Annotated in this window: 18 protein-coding genes; 6 read left to right on the top strand and 12 right to left on the bottom strand. The window is 27.7% G+C overall.

The annotated features are described in order from the left end of the window. Positions 1-63 precede the first annotated feature (63 nt). Positions 64-321, bottom strand: a complete 258-nt coding sequence (locus HMPREF1092_RS05575; RefSeq protein WP_002597654.1) for an alpha/beta-type small acid-soluble spore protein — start codon at positions 319-321, stop codon at positions 64-66. A 184-nt stretch (positions 322-505) separates the two neighbouring features. Between HMPREF1092_RS05575 and HMPREF1092_RS05570 the strand changes: the two genes are divergently transcribed. Genes HMPREF1092_RS05570 through dapB form a run of 3 tightly spaced genes read left to right on the top strand, consistent with a single transcriptional unit; the run spans position 506 to position 3154 of the window. After that, the gene (locus tag HMPREF1092_RS05570) at positions 506-1492 is read left to right on the top strand and encodes an aspartate-semialdehyde dehydrogenase (protein ID WP_002597653.1); all 987 of its coding nucleotides are present in this window, start codon (positions 506-508) and stop codon (positions 1490-1492) included. A gap of 16 nt (positions 1493-1508) precedes the next feature. Then, on the top strand, positions 1509-2387 hold the full coding sequence (gene dapA, locus HMPREF1092_RS05565) for a 4-hydroxy-tetrahydrodipicolinate synthase (RefSeq protein ID WP_002597652.1): 879 nt from the start codon (positions 1509-1511) through the stop codon (positions 2385-2387). Between the two features lie 11 nt (positions 2388-2398). Further along, positions 2399-3154 carry a 4-hydroxy-tetrahydrodipicolinate reductase gene (dapB, locus tag HMPREF1092_RS05560; RefSeq protein ID WP_002597651.1) on the top strand — a complete coding sequence of 252 codons (756 nt, stop codon included), beginning with the start codon at positions 2399-2401 and terminating at the stop codon, positions 3152-3154. Between the two features lie 45 nt (positions 3155-3199). Here dapB and HMPREF1092_RS05555 read toward each other — a convergent pair whose 3' ends face one another. The 7 genes from HMPREF1092_RS05555 to HMPREF1092_RS05525 form a co-directional block, all read right to left on the bottom strand. Continuing rightward, a complete protein-coding gene (locus HMPREF1092_RS05555) occupies positions 3200-4870 on the bottom strand; it encodes a peptide ABC transporter substrate-binding protein (protein ID WP_002597650.1) in 1671 nt (556 codons plus the stop codon). Between the two features lie 59 nt (positions 4871-4929). Continuing rightward, positions 4930-5907: an ABC transporter ATP-binding protein gene (locus tag HMPREF1092_RS05550; protein WP_002597649.1), complete on the bottom strand. Its 978-nt coding sequence runs from the start codon at positions 5905-5907 to the stop codon at positions 4930-4932. A 1-nt stretch (position 5908) separates the two neighbouring features. Next, a complete protein-coding gene (locus tag HMPREF1092_RS05545; RefSeq protein ID WP_002597648.1) occupies positions 5909-6931 on the bottom strand; it encodes an ABC transporter ATP-binding protein in 1023 nt (340 codons plus the stop codon). Positions 6932-6943: 12 nt separating this feature from the next. Beyond that, positions 6944-7885, bottom strand: coding sequence for an ABC transporter permease (locus HMPREF1092_RS05540; RefSeq protein ID WP_002597647.1), 942 nt, complete (start codon positions 7883-7885; stop codon positions 6944-6946). A 12-nt stretch (positions 7886-7897) separates the two neighbouring features. After that, positions 7898-8827, bottom strand: coding sequence for an ABC transporter permease (locus HMPREF1092_RS05535; protein WP_002597646.1), 930 nt, complete (start codon positions 8825-8827; stop codon positions 7898-7900). Positions 8828-9243: 416 nt separating this feature from the next. Next, complete coding sequence (locus tag HMPREF1092_RS05530) at positions 9244-10377, bottom strand: pyridoxal phosphate-dependent aminotransferase (RefSeq protein WP_002597645.1); 1134 nt, start codon at positions 10375-10377, stop codon at positions 9244-9246. Then, complete coding sequence (locus HMPREF1092_RS05525) at positions 10377-10913, bottom strand: cob(I)yrinic acid a,c-diamide adenosyltransferase (RefSeq protein WP_002597644.1); 537 nt, start codon at positions 10911-10913, stop codon at positions 10377-10379. The genes HMPREF1092_RS05530 and HMPREF1092_RS05525 overlap by 1 nt, the downstream gene beginning before the upstream one ends. A 147-nt stretch (positions 10914-11060) precedes the next feature. On the opposite strand from HMPREF1092_RS05525, the gene dapD reads away from it, so the two are divergent. After that, entirely contained in the window at positions 11061-11771 is a 711-nt protein-coding gene (dapD, locus tag HMPREF1092_RS05520; RefSeq protein ID WP_002597643.1) for a 2,3,4,5-tetrahydropyridine-2,6-dicarboxylate N-acetyltransferase, read from the top strand. 35 nt (positions 11772-11806) lie between these two features. Here dapD and HMPREF1092_RS05515 read toward each other — a convergent pair whose 3' ends face one another. Together HMPREF1092_RS05515 and HMPREF1092_RS05510 are read right to left on the bottom strand one after the other, a co-directional pair. Beyond that, positions 11807-12478, bottom strand: coding sequence for a single-stranded DNA-binding protein (locus HMPREF1092_RS05515; protein WP_002597642.1), 672 nt, complete (start codon positions 12476-12478; stop codon positions 11807-11809). A 137-nt stretch (positions 12479-12615) separates the two neighbouring features. Next, positions 12616-13332: a polysaccharide deacetylase family protein gene (locus tag HMPREF1092_RS05510; RefSeq protein ID WP_002597641.1), complete on the bottom strand. Its 717-nt coding sequence runs from the start codon at positions 13330-13332 to the stop codon at positions 12616-12618. 127 nt (positions 13333-13459) lie between these two features. Here HMPREF1092_RS05510 and HMPREF1092_RS05505 point away from each other — a divergent pair, with 127 nt between their 5' ends. After that, positions 13460-13996 (top strand): DUF4364 family protein, encoded by a 537-nt coding sequence (locus tag HMPREF1092_RS05505; RefSeq protein WP_002597640.1) that lies wholly within the window; start codon positions 13460-13462, stop codon positions 13994-13996. Between the two features lie 19 nt (positions 13997-14015). Here HMPREF1092_RS05505 and HMPREF1092_RS05500 read toward each other — a convergent pair whose 3' ends face one another. Further along, on the bottom strand, positions 14016-14867 hold the full coding sequence (locus HMPREF1092_RS05500) for a YncE family protein (RefSeq protein ID WP_002597639.1): 852 nt from the start codon (positions 14865-14867) through the stop codon (positions 14016-14018). Positions 14868-15019: 152 nt separating this feature from the next. Between HMPREF1092_RS05500 and HMPREF1092_RS05495 the strand changes: the two genes are divergently transcribed. Continuing rightward, positions 15020-15265 carry a TIGR03905 family TSCPD domain-containing protein gene (locus tag HMPREF1092_RS05495; protein ID WP_002597638.1) on the top strand — a complete coding sequence of 82 codons (246 nt, stop codon included), beginning with the start codon at positions 15020-15022 and terminating at the stop codon, positions 15263-15265. Positions 15266-15310: 45 nt separating this feature from the next. Here HMPREF1092_RS05495 and HMPREF1092_RS05490 read toward each other — a convergent pair whose 3' ends face one another. Then, on the bottom strand, positions 15311-16618 hold the full coding sequence (locus HMPREF1092_RS05490) for a bifunctional folylpolyglutamate synthase/dihydrofolate synthase (RefSeq protein WP_002597637.1): 1308 nt from the start codon (positions 16616-16618) through the stop codon (positions 15311-15313). Between the last annotated feature and the right edge of the window lie 146 nt (positions 16619-16764).

Genomic DNA, 16764 nt, shown 5'->3' with positions numbered 1-16764 from the left:
ATCCCCCAATCGGTTTAAACAAATATAAACATATATTATAATTATTATCCTATTTAGTCAAACTTAAGATTTTTTTCTTCCTAAAATTTGGTCATTAGTTGGAATTTTAAGTTCTTTTTTTCTTTTTGTCATAAGCCCACCTATTCTTCCTGTTTCTTCTGAAGTTAAACATCCCCAACCTAATTTTTCAACCTTATCTTTTAACCCTAACTCTTCTGCTATTTCATATTTAAGCTTTTCTCTAAGCTTTTCCGCTTCAGTCAATTCTTTATTTGTTTTTAATTTAGATTTTATTATTTTTTTTAATGGTGTTTTGCTCATTTTTTATTCCCCTTGCACTCATTTTATGTTTATTATTCCCATTATTTTTTCCTTTATTCTAAATAAAAAATTTTTAACTTTTATTTTTTCACTAATTCTTCCATAAGCCTTGATATTTCTCTTATAAAAACTTATAGTTATTGTATAAATATTTTTATAAATATAATTTTTAGGAGGGATTAATTTGTATAATGTTGCTATTGTTGGGGCAACTGGTAATGTAGGAAGAAAATTCCTTGAAATACTAGATGAGAGAAACTTCCCAATAAAGAACCTATATCTTTACGCATCTAAAAGATCAGCTGGAAAAAAGATGACTTTTAAAGGTAATGAATATACAGTAATTGAAACTTGTAAGGAGAATATTGAAGATAAAGAATTAGATTTTGCTTTATTTTCTGCCGGAGGTGATACAAGCCTAGAGTTTGCACCTATTTTCTCAAAAATTGGAGCTGTAGTTATTGATAATAGTAGTGCTTGGAGAATGGATCCTAAAGTACCACTTGTAGTTCCTGAAGTAAATCCTGAGGACATAAAATGGCATAATGGAATAATTGCTAATCCAAATTGCTCAACTATACAAGCTATGCCTGTATTAAAAGCAATTGATGATGCTTATGGTCTTAAGAGAGTTATATATTCTACTTATCAAGCAGTTTCAGGTGCTGGTATGCAAGGAATAAAAGATTTAGAAGATGGACTTAAAGGAGTTAAGCCAAAAAAATTCCCTTATCCTATTGCAGGAAACTGTCTTCCTCACATAGATGTATTTTTAGAAAATGGATACACTAAAGAAGAAATGAAAATGATTCAAGAAACTAGAAAAATTCTTCATAATCCTGATTTAAAAATTACTGCTACCACAGTAAGAGTTCCAGTTTTAAATTCTCACAGTGAAAGCATTAATTTAGAACTTAATAAAGAATTTGAAGTTTCTGATATTGTTTCTCTTTTAAACACAGCAAAAGGTGTTGTTGTATATGATAATATAGAAGAATTAAAATATCCTACACCACTTTCAGTAACTGGTAAAGATGAAGTTTATGTTGGAAGAATAAGAAGAGACTTCAGCATAGATAATGGATTAAACTTGTGGGTTGTAGCTGATAATATTAGAAAAGGTGCTGCTTTAAACGCAGTACAAATTGCTGAATTAATGATAAACAAGTAGAAATGGAGGATTTCAAATGACAATTTTTGAAGGTTCAGGTGTTGCTTTAGTTACACCTTTTACAGAAGACGGAGTTAATTTCGAAAAATTAAAAGAACTTCTTGAGTGGCATATTAAAGAAGGAACAGATTCAATAATAATATGCGGAACAACTGGTGAAGCTACTACAATGACTTTAGATGAAAAAAAAGAAGTTATAAAGTTTACAGTAGATATTGTTAACAAAAGAATTCCTGTTATAGCAGGAACAGGTTCTAACTGCACAGCCTCATCTATAGCTATGAGTAAATGGGCAGAAAGTATTGGTGTTGATGGACTTTTAGTTATTACACCTTACTATAATAAAACTAATAAAGCTGGACTTATTAAACATTTTGAAGCCATTAATGCTTCTGTAAATACACCAATTATTTTATATAATGTACCAGGTAGAACTAGCATGAATATGTCACCAGAAGTATTAAAAGAACTTTCAAAATTAAAAAACATTGTAGCTGTAAAAGAGGCTAGTGGAGATATAAGTCAAGTTGCAAGAATAAAAGCTCTTTGTGGTGACGCTTTAGATATTTATTCAGGTAATGATGATCAAATAGTTCCTATTATGTCTCTTGGAGGAAAAGGAGTTATTTCAGTACTTGCTAATGTAATGCCTAAAAAAGTTCATGAAATGACAAAAGCTTATTTAGATGGAAATTGTAAAAAAAGTACTGAAATTCAAATAGAAACTTTAGAACTTGCTAATTCTCTTTTCTTAGAAACTAATCCAATCCCAGTTAAGACTGCTCTTAATTTAATGGGATTAGAAGTTGGACCTTTAAGACTTCCATTATATGAAATGGATAAGAAATTAGAGTCTATTATGAAAAAAGAATTAGAAAAACACAATTTAATTTAAGGAGATTTAAAATGGTTAAGATTTTATTAAATGGTTGTTCAGGTAAAATGGGAACTGTTATAAGCAAAATTGCAGAAACTGATTTTGATAATTTAGAAATCGTTGGTGGAATTGATAGAAATGATAATTCTTTTTCATATCCAGTATTTCATTCTCCTGAAGAAGTTAATATAGAATACGATGTTCTTCTTGATTTCTCAAGAGCTGATGCTTTAAGAGGATTATTAACTCTTACAGAAAAAACAAATAAACCTCTTGTTATATGCTCAACTGGATTTACTCAAGATGACTTAAAATTAATAGATGAAAAAAGTAAAACATTACCTCTTTTCAAATCTGCTAACATGTCTCTTGGAATAAACTTAATAAATTCGTTATTAAAAAAGGTATCTCCTCTTCTTTATGGAAACTATGATATAGAAATAGTTGAAAAACACCATAATCAAAAGGTAGATGCTCCAAGTGGTACAGCAATATTACTTGCAGATACAATAAAAAATTCATTAAGTGAAGAAACTCAATATGTACATGGTAGAGATGGTCAAAAGAAAAGAGAAAAAAATGAAATAGGAATCCATGCTATTCGTGGTGGTGGAATTGTTGGAGATCATGATGTTATATTTGCTGGTATTGGAGAAGTTATTACACTTTCTCACAACGCTATTTCTAGAGATGTATTTGCTATAGGAGCACTTAAAGCTTGCGAATATATGGGTAATATAAGTAAACCTGGTCTTTATGATATGAATGACGTAATAGGTCTTTAATAAAAAAACATCTAGATTTTTATCTAGATGTTTTTATTATTTAAATTATTCTATTGTTACTCTATCAAAATAAATTTGGCCTAGTGTTGATGCGTGAATTCCTTTAATATTTTTATTTATTCCATAAGTTTTTGTATAATCATATAATGGAATTACTGGCATTTCATCAAGAAGAATATCTTCTGCTTTTCTCATATATTCAAATCTCTTATTTTGATCTGATTCTGTCTTAGCTTTTTCTATTAATTCATCATATTCTTTATTATTAAAGTGAGCATCGTTATTCCCCCAACTAGCTTGGTTTCCTTCTTCTCCACTTACCCACATATCTAAGAATGTCATTGGATCAATATAATCTGCTGACCATCCATGTCTTGCAATTTGATAGTCTCCTTTATTTCTTGTATTTAAGAATACAGCCCATTCTTGATTCTTAAGTTCAACTTGAACACCAATTTCTTTCCAATTTTGTTGTATAATCTCCATAACCTTTCTATGTCCATCACCTTCTGAGTTATACAATACTTCTAATTTAGGAAGACCTTTTCCTTCTGGATATCCTGCTTTTGCTAATAACTTTTTAGCTTCTTCTTTATTTCCTTTAAAATCCATTGGATCAAATTTATTTTTCTTAAAGTCTTTTCCTGATGGATCTTGTATTCCTGCTGGAGTAAAACTAGCTGAAGGAACTTGTCCAGATTTAGTTACTTTAGTAACTATTGCATCTCTATCTATAGCTAATGCTAATGCATTTCTAACATCTTTGTTTTGAAGTGCTTTTTTAACTTCAGAATTTAATTTATCAGTATTATTATTAACATTTAGGCAAACGAAATAAGTTCCTAGATTAGGGAAAGTTTGAACTATTCCTTCTTCTGTTCCTGACTTAATCATTTCAGATGGAACATTTCCTATTACATCAAATTCTCCATTTTGTAAAGTTGCATATGATGTATTTTCATCAGCTACCATTTTATAAGTAACTCCAGAAATTTTTATATTATCTTTATTCCAATAGTTTTCATTTTTAACAAATTCATAAGAATCTTTCATTTTAAATTCTTTTAATTGGAAAGGACCATTTGAAATATAAGTTTCTCCTTTTTCTGTCCAAGTATTATTTCCTTCAACAACATCCTCTCTTAATGGCATATATGAAGCAAATGCAGTTAGCCCTAAGAAATATGGAGTTACAGAATGTAATTTAACTTCTAAAGTATTATCATCAATTACTTTTATTCCAACATCTTCTGCTTTTGCTTTACCTTGATTATATTCTTTTGCTTTATCAATATAAAACATTTGATATGCATATTCAGCAGCTGTATCTTTATTTAGACACCTAAGCCATGCATATTGGAAATCTTTCGCTGTTACAGATTTTCCATCTGACCATTTAGCATCTTTTCTTAATTTAAAAGTATAAGTTTTTTGATCTTTTGATATTTCATAACTTTCTGCTACTCCTGGAATTGCTTTATCATTTTCGTCTAGCCTCATAAGCCCTTCAAAAGCATTTCCTATAATTGTGCTTCCATCTACAGCTGTATTTAATGCTGGATCAATTGTTTCAATAACAGCTCCAACATTATAAACTAAAGGTTTACTCGCATCTTTTCCCCCTTCTGATGCTCCTCCACATCCTGCAAAAATTCCTGCACAAATTGTAACTGTTACTGCCAATGTGCATAAACTTTTTATTTTTCTTAATTTCATAAATTTTCCCCCTTTTATTTTTAAATAATATATATTTCCTTAACGAAAATTTATATCTCCTAATATAAATGACATGCTACAAAATGTCCTTTTTCCACTTCTTTTAAAGTTGGAGTTTCACATGCACAAATTTCTTTAGCTTCTTTACACCTTGATTTAAATCTACATCCAGGTGGTGGATCTATTGGAGATGGTATATCTCCCTCTAAAACTATTCTTATATTATTTTTAGAATAATTTGGATCTGGAACTGGCACAGCTGATAAAAGAGCTTTTGTATAAGGATGTTTTGGTTTTAAATATACGTTATCACTTAATCCTTTTTCTACCATTTGTCCTAGATACATAACTCCTATGTGAGTTGAAATATGTTTTACCATAGATAAATCATGAGCTATAAATAAATAAGTTAACCCAAGTTCCTCCTGAAGCTCTTCAAGCATATTAATAACTTGCGCTTGTATAGAAACATCTAGTGCTGATATTGGCTCATCACAAACTATTAATTCAGGTTCTACAGCTAAAGCTCTAGCTATTCCTATTCTTTGTCTTTGACCTCCTGAAAATTCATGAGCATATCTATTTATGTGACTTCCATTAAGTCCAACTTTATCTAAAAGATATCTTATTCTCTCTTCTCTCTCTTTTCCTTTATAAAGACCATGAATATCTATAGCTTCTCCTATAATATCTCCTACTGTCATTCTTGGATTTAAAGAAGCATATGGATCTTGGAATATCATTTGCATTTTTCTTCTAAGAGGAAGCATTTCATTATCTTTTTTATTTTCTATATTTTCTCCATTAAAAATTATCTCTCCTGAAGTTGGATTATAAAGCTTTAATATAGTTCTTCCTGTTGTAGTTTTTCCACATCCTGATTCTCCAACTAATCCTAAAGTTTCACCTTTCTTTATTGTAAATGAAACATTATCTACAGCCTTTACAAAACTTTTTTTTGAAAAAACCCCTTTATTAGCAGGAAAATACTTACACAAGTTTTTTACTTCTAAAATAACTTCATTTTTTTCACTCATTTTATCTTCCTCCTACTTTCTCTAATTCATTTAAAGCTCTATCTACTTTTGGAGCATTTTTATGACAAAGCCAACATCTAGATTTATGACCATCCTCTAAATCAAATAAAGGAGGTAAATTTTCCATACAAATTTTCATTGTATAATCACATCTATCTGCAAATGGACATCCTACTGGTGGTTTTAAGAGATCTGGTGGTTGTCCATCTATTGGTATTAATTTTTCTTTTTCTTTTTTCATAGGATCTGGAACACTCTTTAAAAGTCCCCATGTATATGGATGTTTTCCTCTATAAAAAATATCCTCTGCACTTCCAGTTTCAACTATTACTCCACCATACATTACATTTATTCTTGAACAAAGGTCAGCTACTACTCCTAAATCATGAGTTATAAGTATAATTGCTGTATTTAACTTTGATTTTAAGCTTTTCATTAAATCTAATATTTGAGCTTGTATAGTTACGTCAAGAGCTGTTGTAGGCTCATCTGCTATTAATAATTCAGGCTCACACATAAGACTTATTGCTATCATAGCTCTTTGTCTCATTCCTCCTGAAAATTCATGTGGATATTGTTTCATTCTTTTTTCAGGACTTGGAATTCCAACTAACCCTAACATTTCTATTCCTTTTTCCCATGCTTCTTTCTTTGAAGCTTTTTTATGTTTCATATAATGCTCTATAAGTTGTTCACCTATTGTATATAAAGGATTTAAAGATGTCATAGGATCTTGAAATATCATTCCCATCTTTTCTCCTCTTATTTCTTCCATTTGTTTTTCTGAATATTTACTTATATCTTCTCCATTAAATAAAATTTCTTTACAATCTATTTTTGCATTTTCAGCAAGCAATTTCATTATTGACATCATAGTTACTGATTTTCCGCACCCTGATTCTCCAACTATTCCTAAAGCTTCTCCCTTATTAACATGAAAAGTTACTCCTCTAACTGCTTTTACATCACCTATATGAGTCTTAAATGAAGTTTTTAATTCTTTTACCTCTAAAATTTTTTCCATTTCATTTTCCTCCTATCTTTGATGTTTTGGATCTAATGCTTCTGTTAATCCATCTCCAAGTAAGTTAAATGCTAAAATTATTATGCATATAACAAGAGCTGGGAAAAATAATTGATAAGGGTAAATTGTTATTACACTTTGTGCTTCACTACAAAGTGTACCAAGTGATGCTCTTGGTGCATTTATTCCAAGCCCAATATAGCTTAAAAAAGCTTCTGTAAATATTGCTTGTGGAATCAGTAAAGTCATAGTTACTATAATTGATCCTATACAATTTGGTATTAAATGTTTAAATAATATTCTTCCCTTTGAAGCTCCTAAAGCTTTTGCTGCAAGTACAAATTCTTGCTGTTTTAATTGAAGAATATCTCCTCTTACTATTCTTGCCATACCTACCCAATAAGAAATTGAAAGAGCTATCATTATACTAATAATTCCCGTCTTATCAAATTCTGATCCTTTTAATACTGCCATTATTAAAACAGCATATATCATTGTTGGTATGGAATAAAGACAATCTACTATTCTCATCATTATAGTATCCACTTTTCCACCAAAGAATCCTGCAATAGCTCCATATATTACACCTATAAAAAGATTTATTATGGCTGCTCCTACTCCAACTATAAGAGAATATTTTGCACCCATCATAACTCTTACAAATAAATCACGTCCTAAAGTATCTGTTCCAAATATATGTGATCCTCCAGGTCTTTGGCTAGTAGCTGCCATATCTTGTGCATCATAAGCATATTGAGAAACCATTGGTGTTACAATAACCATAATAACTAAAAGTATTATCACAATAAGTGAGCCTAATGCTACTTTATTAGTTTTCAATCTTCTCCAAGCATCTTTCCAATATCCAACACTTGGCCTAACATTTTTCTCAAATTGTTTTTCCTCCTTAGAAATAGGAGTAAACATATCTTCACTAATTTTTAAATTTTCCATTTGTTTTCCCCCCTAACTTTCTAAGTTTGATAGTTTTATTCTTGGATCAATAATTACATATAAGATATCTACTATTAAGTTACAAACAACTATTAATGTACTAAAGAATATAACCACTCCTAAAAGCATTGTATAATCTCTACTTGTTATTGTTGATACAAATTCATTTCCAAGTCCAGGTATTCCAAATATTTTTTCTACTACAAATGATCCAGTAAGAATTCCTGCAATTAATGGTCCCATATAAGTTACTATAGGTATAAGCGAATTTCTTAAAGCATGTTTAAATATTACTACCCTTCCACTTAGTCCTTTCGCCTTTGCTGTTCTTATATAATCTGATTTTAAAACATCTATAAGTTTACTTCTTGTAAGTCTAGTTATAAATGCCATTGAAGATCCCGCAAGAGCTATAACTGGCATAATATAATTTACTGGTTTATCTAAACCTATGGCAGTTGGTATTATTTTTAATTTAACTACTAAAACATAAATTAATAATGAGCTTATTACGAAACTTGGAATTGTTATTCCTAACGTTGCTATAAACATACATAATCTATCTGGCCATTTTCCTGATTTAAGAGCAGATACTATTCCTAATAATACTCCTGTGATAAGTGATACAATCACTGCAACTATTCCTAATTTTGCTGATTTAGGGAAAGAATATTTTATAGTTTCTGAAACTTGTCTTCCTCTAAATTGCATTGATTCTCCTAAATCACCTTTTAGAAGATTACTCATATAAATTTTATATTGTTCTCCGATTGGCTTGTCCAAACCATATTTTTCATTTAGAATTTCTTTCATTTCTGCCGTTACTTTCTCACCATCAAACGGACCACCTGGCATTAATCTTATTAGGAAAAATGTTAAAGTTACTACTACCCATATAGTAACAATACTTATTAATATTCTTTCTCCTATGTATTTTGCCATATTAACCCCCCCATTCATTCTTGCCATTTACAATGGCTAATTTATTAATAATTATATTCTATCTAACCTTAATGTCAAATTACTTTGATAAATAATTTGCTTCATTTTTAACAGTTTAATAAAAAATATTCATTTTTTAAATTTAAACACTTTTTAAGCAAAATTTTTTGATTACGTTTTCATTTGCTATTCTAAAGGATTTTTATTCTTTATTTGGAATTAAATTCTACATTCAATTTATATCATAATGTTAAAATTTTACTTATTTATATTTATTTTTTTCATTTTTTCTTTTTCTATTCCAATCTTACACTTCTTATTTTTTGTACATATAGTACAAACATATTACTCTTTCTAATAATTAAAATAAGACTAGGATATATCCTAGTCTTATTTTAATAACATAATTTTATATATTATAATCTCTTTATAAAATCCTCTATTTTATCTAAAGCTAATTTTAATTCTTCTATTGAATAGCAATAAGATATTCTTATATATCCTTCTCCGCCTTCACCAAAAGCATCTCCAGGTACACAAGCTACTTTTTCTTCATTTAATAATTTCCTACAAAACTCATATGAGCTTAAATTAAACTTTTTAATTGATGGAAATACATAAAAAGCTCCTTTAGGTACTGTATGTTCTAACCCCATTTTAGTAAGTCTTTCACAAACAAAATCTCTTCTATTTTTAAATTCTTGTTTCATTTTCTCTACTTCACTTAATCCATTTTTCAAACCTGAAATCATTCCATATTGAACTATAGATGTTGCACATGATACGCCATATTGATGTACTTTCATTATTTCATTCATTAAATCTTTTTTAGAACATACATATCCAATTCTAAGTCCAGTTGCTGAAAACATCTTTGAAAATCCACTTATATATATTACTTTATCTAAAATTTCATCTTCTTGTGCTATTGAATAATAGTCATCATAAATTATAGATGCATATATTTCATCAGTTATAACTATTATCTCTCTATCTTTAATTAATTTAATTAACTTGTCTCTTCCTTCTTTATCTAAAATAGCACCTGTAGGATTTGTTGGAAAAGAAAGTACTAAAATTTTTGAATTACTTTCATCTAAACTTCTTTTTATTTCTTCTATGTTAAGAGAAAAGTCTTCATTTAAATTATAATTAAATACTTTTCCACCAATTATTTTTACTATACTTTCATAAGCTGGATATGCAGGAGTAGGTATTAATACATTTTCTCCTGGATTAACTAAACTTTGAAATACAGAATATAATCCTTCACTTCCGCCAACTGTTATACATATATCTTCTTTTGAATAATTTATATTTAAAGTTTTTAAATATTTTGATATTTCTTCTCTTAATTGGATTATCCCAGCATTTGGAGTATAAGTTGTTTTATCTTCATCTATAGCTTTTTTCATTTCTTCTTTTATACAATTAGGTGTATTAAAATCCGGTTGACCTAATGTTAATGAAATTGCACCTTTAACTTTTACTACCTCATTATAAAATTTTCTTATGCCTGATATTTGTACTGATTTAACATTTTCATTCATTAAAATTCTATCCCCTTTCTACTTGGAATCCCCTTTTCATAATAATGTTTTATCATTTTCATTTCTGTAACTAAATCTGCTTTTTCAGCTATTTTATCTGGAACATTTCTACCTGTCATTATAATTTCCATATTTTCTGGTTTATTTTCTATTATGTATAGTACTTCTTCTTCAGTTAAAAATTTATTTTTTAAAACTCCCATAATTTCATCTATTATAAGGACATCTGTATCATTTTTTTCTAATCTTTCTAATATAAAATTATACCCCATTCTTATTTCTTTTTTTAAAAGCTCTATTTGTTCTTCATTTAAATTCCAAACAAAATCTTTTTTAGTTTCAAATCTATATATTTTAAAATTTTCTCCAAGTTCTTCTATTGTTTTTAATTCTCCAGTATATCCACCTTTTAAAAATTGTAGCATTTTTACTTTAAGCCCATTTCCGTAAGCTCTAATTCCTTGACCTATAGCAGCTGTAGTTTTTCCTTTTCCATTTCCAGTATATATTTGAACTAATCCTTTTTCTAACTTCATATTTATCACTCCTTTTGATTATTTTACATTATTACCACTATACTCGCAAATGCGATTTTTTTTCGTTTACCTCTTTAAATAAAGCTAATTTTTTATTATAATTAAATACATATATAAATATTCGACATTATTAGAAGGGATGATACTATGGAATATAATTTTACTGATCCATATGAAATCGCAAGATTCATAAAAGAAACTAAAAAATCTACACCTCTTAAGATTTTTGTTAATGGTAATCTTAAAGATGCTAACCTAGATAAGATAGAATGGTATGGAACTGATAACTTCTATATATTAATTGGTGAATCAGACATACTTACAGAAGTAATTCTTGATAATAAAGATAAAATTAAACATTTTAGAATTGAAAATGATAGAAGAAACTCTGCTATCCCTATGCTTGACATAAAAGAAATTGATGCAAGAATAGAACCAGGTGCTATAATTCGTGATAGAGTTGCAATTGGTAAAAATGCTGTTATTATGATGGGAGCAGTTATTAACATAGGTGCTGAAATTGGTGAAGGAACTATGGTTGACATGAATGCTGTTATAGGTGCTCGTGGAAAACTAGGAAAAAATGTTCACTTAGGAGCAGGTGCTGTTGTTGCTGGTGTTCTTGAACCACCAAGTAAATCACCATGTGAAATAGGAGATAATGTTTTAATAGGAGCTAATGCTGTTATTCTAGAAGGAATAAAAATCGGAGATGGTGCTGTTGTTGCAGCAGGTTCTGTTGTTACTGAAGATGTTCCTGCTGGAGTAGTAGTAGCTGGTTCTCCTGCAAAAATAATAAAATCTGTTGATGATAAAACAAAAGATAAAACACAACTTTTAGATGATTTAAGAAAATAATAAAAAAGCAAGTACAATATTGTACTTGCTTTATTTTATACTGCTCCTTCTTCATTATTTTGAAGAACTGCATCTGTATTCTCTTCAGAATCTCTAACTCTTTCCATTTTTGATATAGAAACTTCATATGCAACCTTTTTTATAACTTCTGTGTCAGAAATTTTCTTTTGGTATTCTCTGCTTTGAAGTCTACCCCAAATTCTTATATTATCTCCAACCTCTAGCATTTTGCAGAATCTTGAATTTCTTCCCCAAGCTATAGTAGGAATATAATCTGACTTATTATAAGCTCTATTTACTGCTAATAAAACGTCTGCAATTTCTCTTCCAAATGGAGTTGTTCTATATACTGGCTCTTTACAAATATACCCATCTAAATAAATTTCATTTGGATTTTTACTTCTTTCTAAACAAGGCTCTATATTTCTTGCAAAAACAGTTAATATAAGCTTGTTTGTTCCATCCATAAATTTATTGTATGATCTTAGCTGACCATCAACAACTACCTCAGTTCCCACACTTATGTCTACTCCTGTTAAAAGCCTTTCTGAAACAGTTATATTTAATATATCTACTGAATCACTTAATCTCATAACTTCTAAATCAAAAGTATAAAAACCTTCCCCATACATTTCATGACTAAATTTTTTTTCTGAAACTATCTTTCCTTCTAAGTAAATCTTATTGTTTAACATTAAATTATCCATTGTAACCCCTCTCTCCCTTTGTACTAAAAGATTTGTGCTCTTATAAACCCCAACACAAATATATTTCCATTATAATACATCATGAACTTATTTATCAATATTTTTTAAAATTTATTTCATTTTTATTTCTTTTATGTCTATTTAGTTAACTTTTTTGATAAACAGTTAAATTCATATCCTTCATTTTTTAATTCTAATATTAATCTTTCTATATTTTCTGGAGTATATTTTCCATTATTATGATATAAAATTATTGAACCATTTGTTATTTTACTTTTTACATTCCTATACTCTTTCTCAGCCCCCTCATTTAACCAGTCCTTTGAATCAACATCCCATCCAACTGGAATATATCCTAAACTATAAACCTTTTCAACAGCTTCTTTTGAAAATGCTCCACTTGGAAATCTAAATATTTTTGTATCTACATTTACTGATTCTTTTAATATGTTTTCTGTGTCTTTTATTTCTTTTTCCATTCTTTCCTTTGATATCTGAGTAAAATCAGGATGAACATAACTATGGTTTCCTATATCATGTCCTTTTTCTACTATAGCTTTTAGTTTAGGTAAATTTCCATCAGGATATTTTATCCATTTTCCCATGATAAAAAATGTTGCCTTAACATCATACTTTTCTAAAAGCTCTAAAATTGTATAAGTATTATCTTTTTCTGCCCAATTTATATCAAAGGTAAGAAAAACTTCTTTTTTTTCTGTATCTATTTTATATATCGGCTCTTTTTTTATTATATTTATATCGTTTACTAATTTTATATTACTTTTTACTTTTATTCCGATAACTAAAAATAATATTATACAAAAAAATAAACTAATTCCTTTTATAATTTTCATATTTTCCTCTTATATAATTACTATATTACATTATATTAACTAAATTTTTATTTAGTACTAAATTACACTATATAAAAATTTATGCTATAATTACTATATATTTTCAAAGTAAAGTGGAGGTTTTAGTATGCATGAAGAAAGTTCTTTAGAATTAGCTGAAAATAAGTTATTGGTTTTATATATTTTAAAAGTACTTAAACAACCAATTACTAATTCTCAACTAACTGAGATTATTTTAGAAAATAGTTTCATTAATTATTTTACTCTACAGCAATATATAAGTGAGCTTCTTGAAGCCCAATTTATCAATTATATTGAAGTTTCAGATAAAAACCTAATAAGATTAACTGAAAAAGGTGAAAATGTTCTTTCATTTTTTAAAGATAGAATATCCGCTTCAAAATTAAATTCAATAACTGAATATATAAAGTCTCATATAGATCTTATAAAAAAAGAATTAACCATACATAGCGATTATACAATAACTAAAAATAATAATTTTTTAATTCATATAAAAGCTCTTGAGGATGATTCTCCATTAATTGACCTTAAACTTTCAGTTCCAACAAAAAAACAAGCCACTTATGTTTGCAATAAGTGGCAAGAAAATCCTTCTGAAATTTATAATCAAATAATTAAGCTTCTATTCAATGAAGAAAATTAATAGAAATCATTGCACTAGGCTAATTTCCTAATGCAATGATTTTTTTATGCATAGTATTTTCATCAATTATAAATATTCTTCCTGAATAATAATCAGAAACAATAATATTTTCATCTATTTTAAGTATTTCTCTGGGCATACCTCCTAATATAAATTTATAACTATCTTTATTTTTTAAATTTACTACTCTTATACTTCCATCTCCAAAATTAGCCGAATACACAAAACCATCTTTCTCAAATATATCAATTGGAAACGCTCCGATATTATATTCATTTAAAAGAGAAAAATCATTTAATGAATATATTTTTAGCATTCCTTCCATATTCTCTTCAAATGTATTTTCACAGACATATATGTTTTTCTTATCTTTTGATAAATATATTTTTGTTGGAGAATTCTTTAAATATATTTCTCTTTCAACTTTTTTTGTCTCATTATCTATTATAGTTATACTATTACTATTCATATTAGATACATATACATATTTTTTTTCACTATCTATTGAAATAGAGTTTGGATAATCTCCAACTTTTATTTCAAAATCTATTCTCTTTTCTTTTTCATTAAAGATTATTAATGAATTCGAATCTCCACATGTTACATAAATATAGTCATCTCTCCATTTAATATCATTAGGATATTTTCCTATTAAAAAATTATTTTCTTCTATAAATTTTCTTGTATTTATAAAAGTTATGCTATCTGAATAGCAATTTGCTATTACCCCCCTTTCGCCTTTCACATCAATACTTATAGGCCCAATCTTCTCTCCCCCAAGCTTTAAGGGCAATGTGTCCACACTCATTCTATCAATATTAATTCTGGTTAAACTATCATTATCAGTATTACACACAATAATATTTCTCATAGTATTTATTTCTCCTTAAAATTTGGAAGTTTCATTTAATCTATTGTATGTGAAAAAATTACTTATGGGAACAAAATACTCCATTTTTCTCCTTTATTATTTTTTTATATAGAATTATAATATATTAGTAAATATTTTTAGGAGGGGTACTAATGTTTATATATAAAACACAAGGAGTTTGTTCAACTGAAATCCATATTGAAACTGAAGGAGATATTATAAAATCAGTAGAATTTATAAAAGGTTGTCCAGGTAATCTTTTTGGAATATCATCTCTTGTTAAAGGAATGAATATTGATTCTGCTATTGAAAAATTACAAGGTATTAAATGTGGAAATAAAGATACTTCTTGTCCAGATCAATTATCAATAGCTTTAAGGAAATTAAAAAATAAATAAAATAAAAGAGTTAACTTTACAAATATAAAAGTTAACTCTTTTTATTTATTTTCTATTTAAACTTTTTCTAATTATTCCTCTCATTTCTCCTATCATATATAAAGATCCAGTTGCAATTATTAAATCATCTTTGTTAGCTTTATCATAAATATATTTAAATCCATCTTCATAGTTTTTAAAACTTACTACATTTTTATTTATTTTTTCTATCTCTGTCTTTAATTCTTCTGCAAGTTCAGCTCTTTCACTATGAGGAGTAAGAGCTACTATTTCTTCACAACCTGGAACAATACATTTTATCATCTCTTCTACTTGTTTATCTGCTAATATACCAATTAATAAATATTTTTTATTATATTTAAAATATGCTTCTATATTTTCCTTTAATCTAGATATTCCATCTATATTATGAGCACCATCTATAATTACTGTTGGATTTTCTCCTAGAGTTTCTAATCTACCATTCCAAACTACTTTCTCCATAGCCTTCTCTATATTCTTAGGATCTTTATTTTCTAAACTTAATACTTCTTCAACAACTCTAACTGCTACTAATCCATTTAAAATTTGATGTTTTCCTAATAAACTCATATTTAAAATATAGTCCCTAATAGATCCTTTAATTAATATCTTTTGATATACTCTACCATTTATTTTTTCTATATTTATAAATTTACTATCTTCAGCATTTAATTTTATTAATTTTGAATTTTTAGCCTTTGCAGTCTCTTCTATTATTTCCATAACATTTTTAATCTGAGGATATGTTATAACTTTTATTCCATCTTTAATAATTCCACATTTCTCTCTGGTTATCTCTTCAATAGTATTACCAAGTATATTCATATGATCTAAACTAATCGAAGCTAAAACTGATATTATTGGATTTATTACATTTGTAGCATCTAATCTTCCACCTAGTCCAACTTCTACTACTGCATAATCTACTTTTTCATCATAAAAATATTTAAACATTATACAAGTTATTATTTCAAACTCTGTTGGATTACCTAATCCTTCTTCTTTTACAATATCAACTACGTCTTTTATTTTTTCAACATAAAATGCTAACTTATCTTTTTCTATATTATTCCTATTTATTTGAATTCTTTCCTCAAACTCCTCTAAGAAAGGTGAGGTATACATTCCTACATTATATCCCTCTTCCATTAACATATTAGTTATCATAGCTGTGGTAGAACCTTTTCCATTTGTTCCACCTATATGTATTACCTTTAAATTCTTTTGTGGATTTCCTAATAATTCTAATAATCTTTCTACTCTTTCTAATCCATAATTGGAACCAAAATTCCCAACTTTATGTATATAATTCATTGCTTCTATATAATTCATAATTTCTCCTCCACATTTTATTAGTATTTTATTCACACATATCAAATATAAATTTAACTTCATTAACATTTTAAACCAAAATATTGTCTAAATAAAGGTTTATAATATTACTATAAAATATTTTTGCTTTTTTATCTAATTTAAAT

The organism is Clostridium thermobutyricum, assembly GCF_000371465.1.
In the GTDB taxonomy this organism is placed as follows: Bacteria; Bacillota; Clostridia; order Clostridiales; family Clostridiaceae; genus Clostridium; species Clostridium thermobutyricum.
This window is presented reverse-complemented; position numbering and strand designations above follow the sequence as displayed.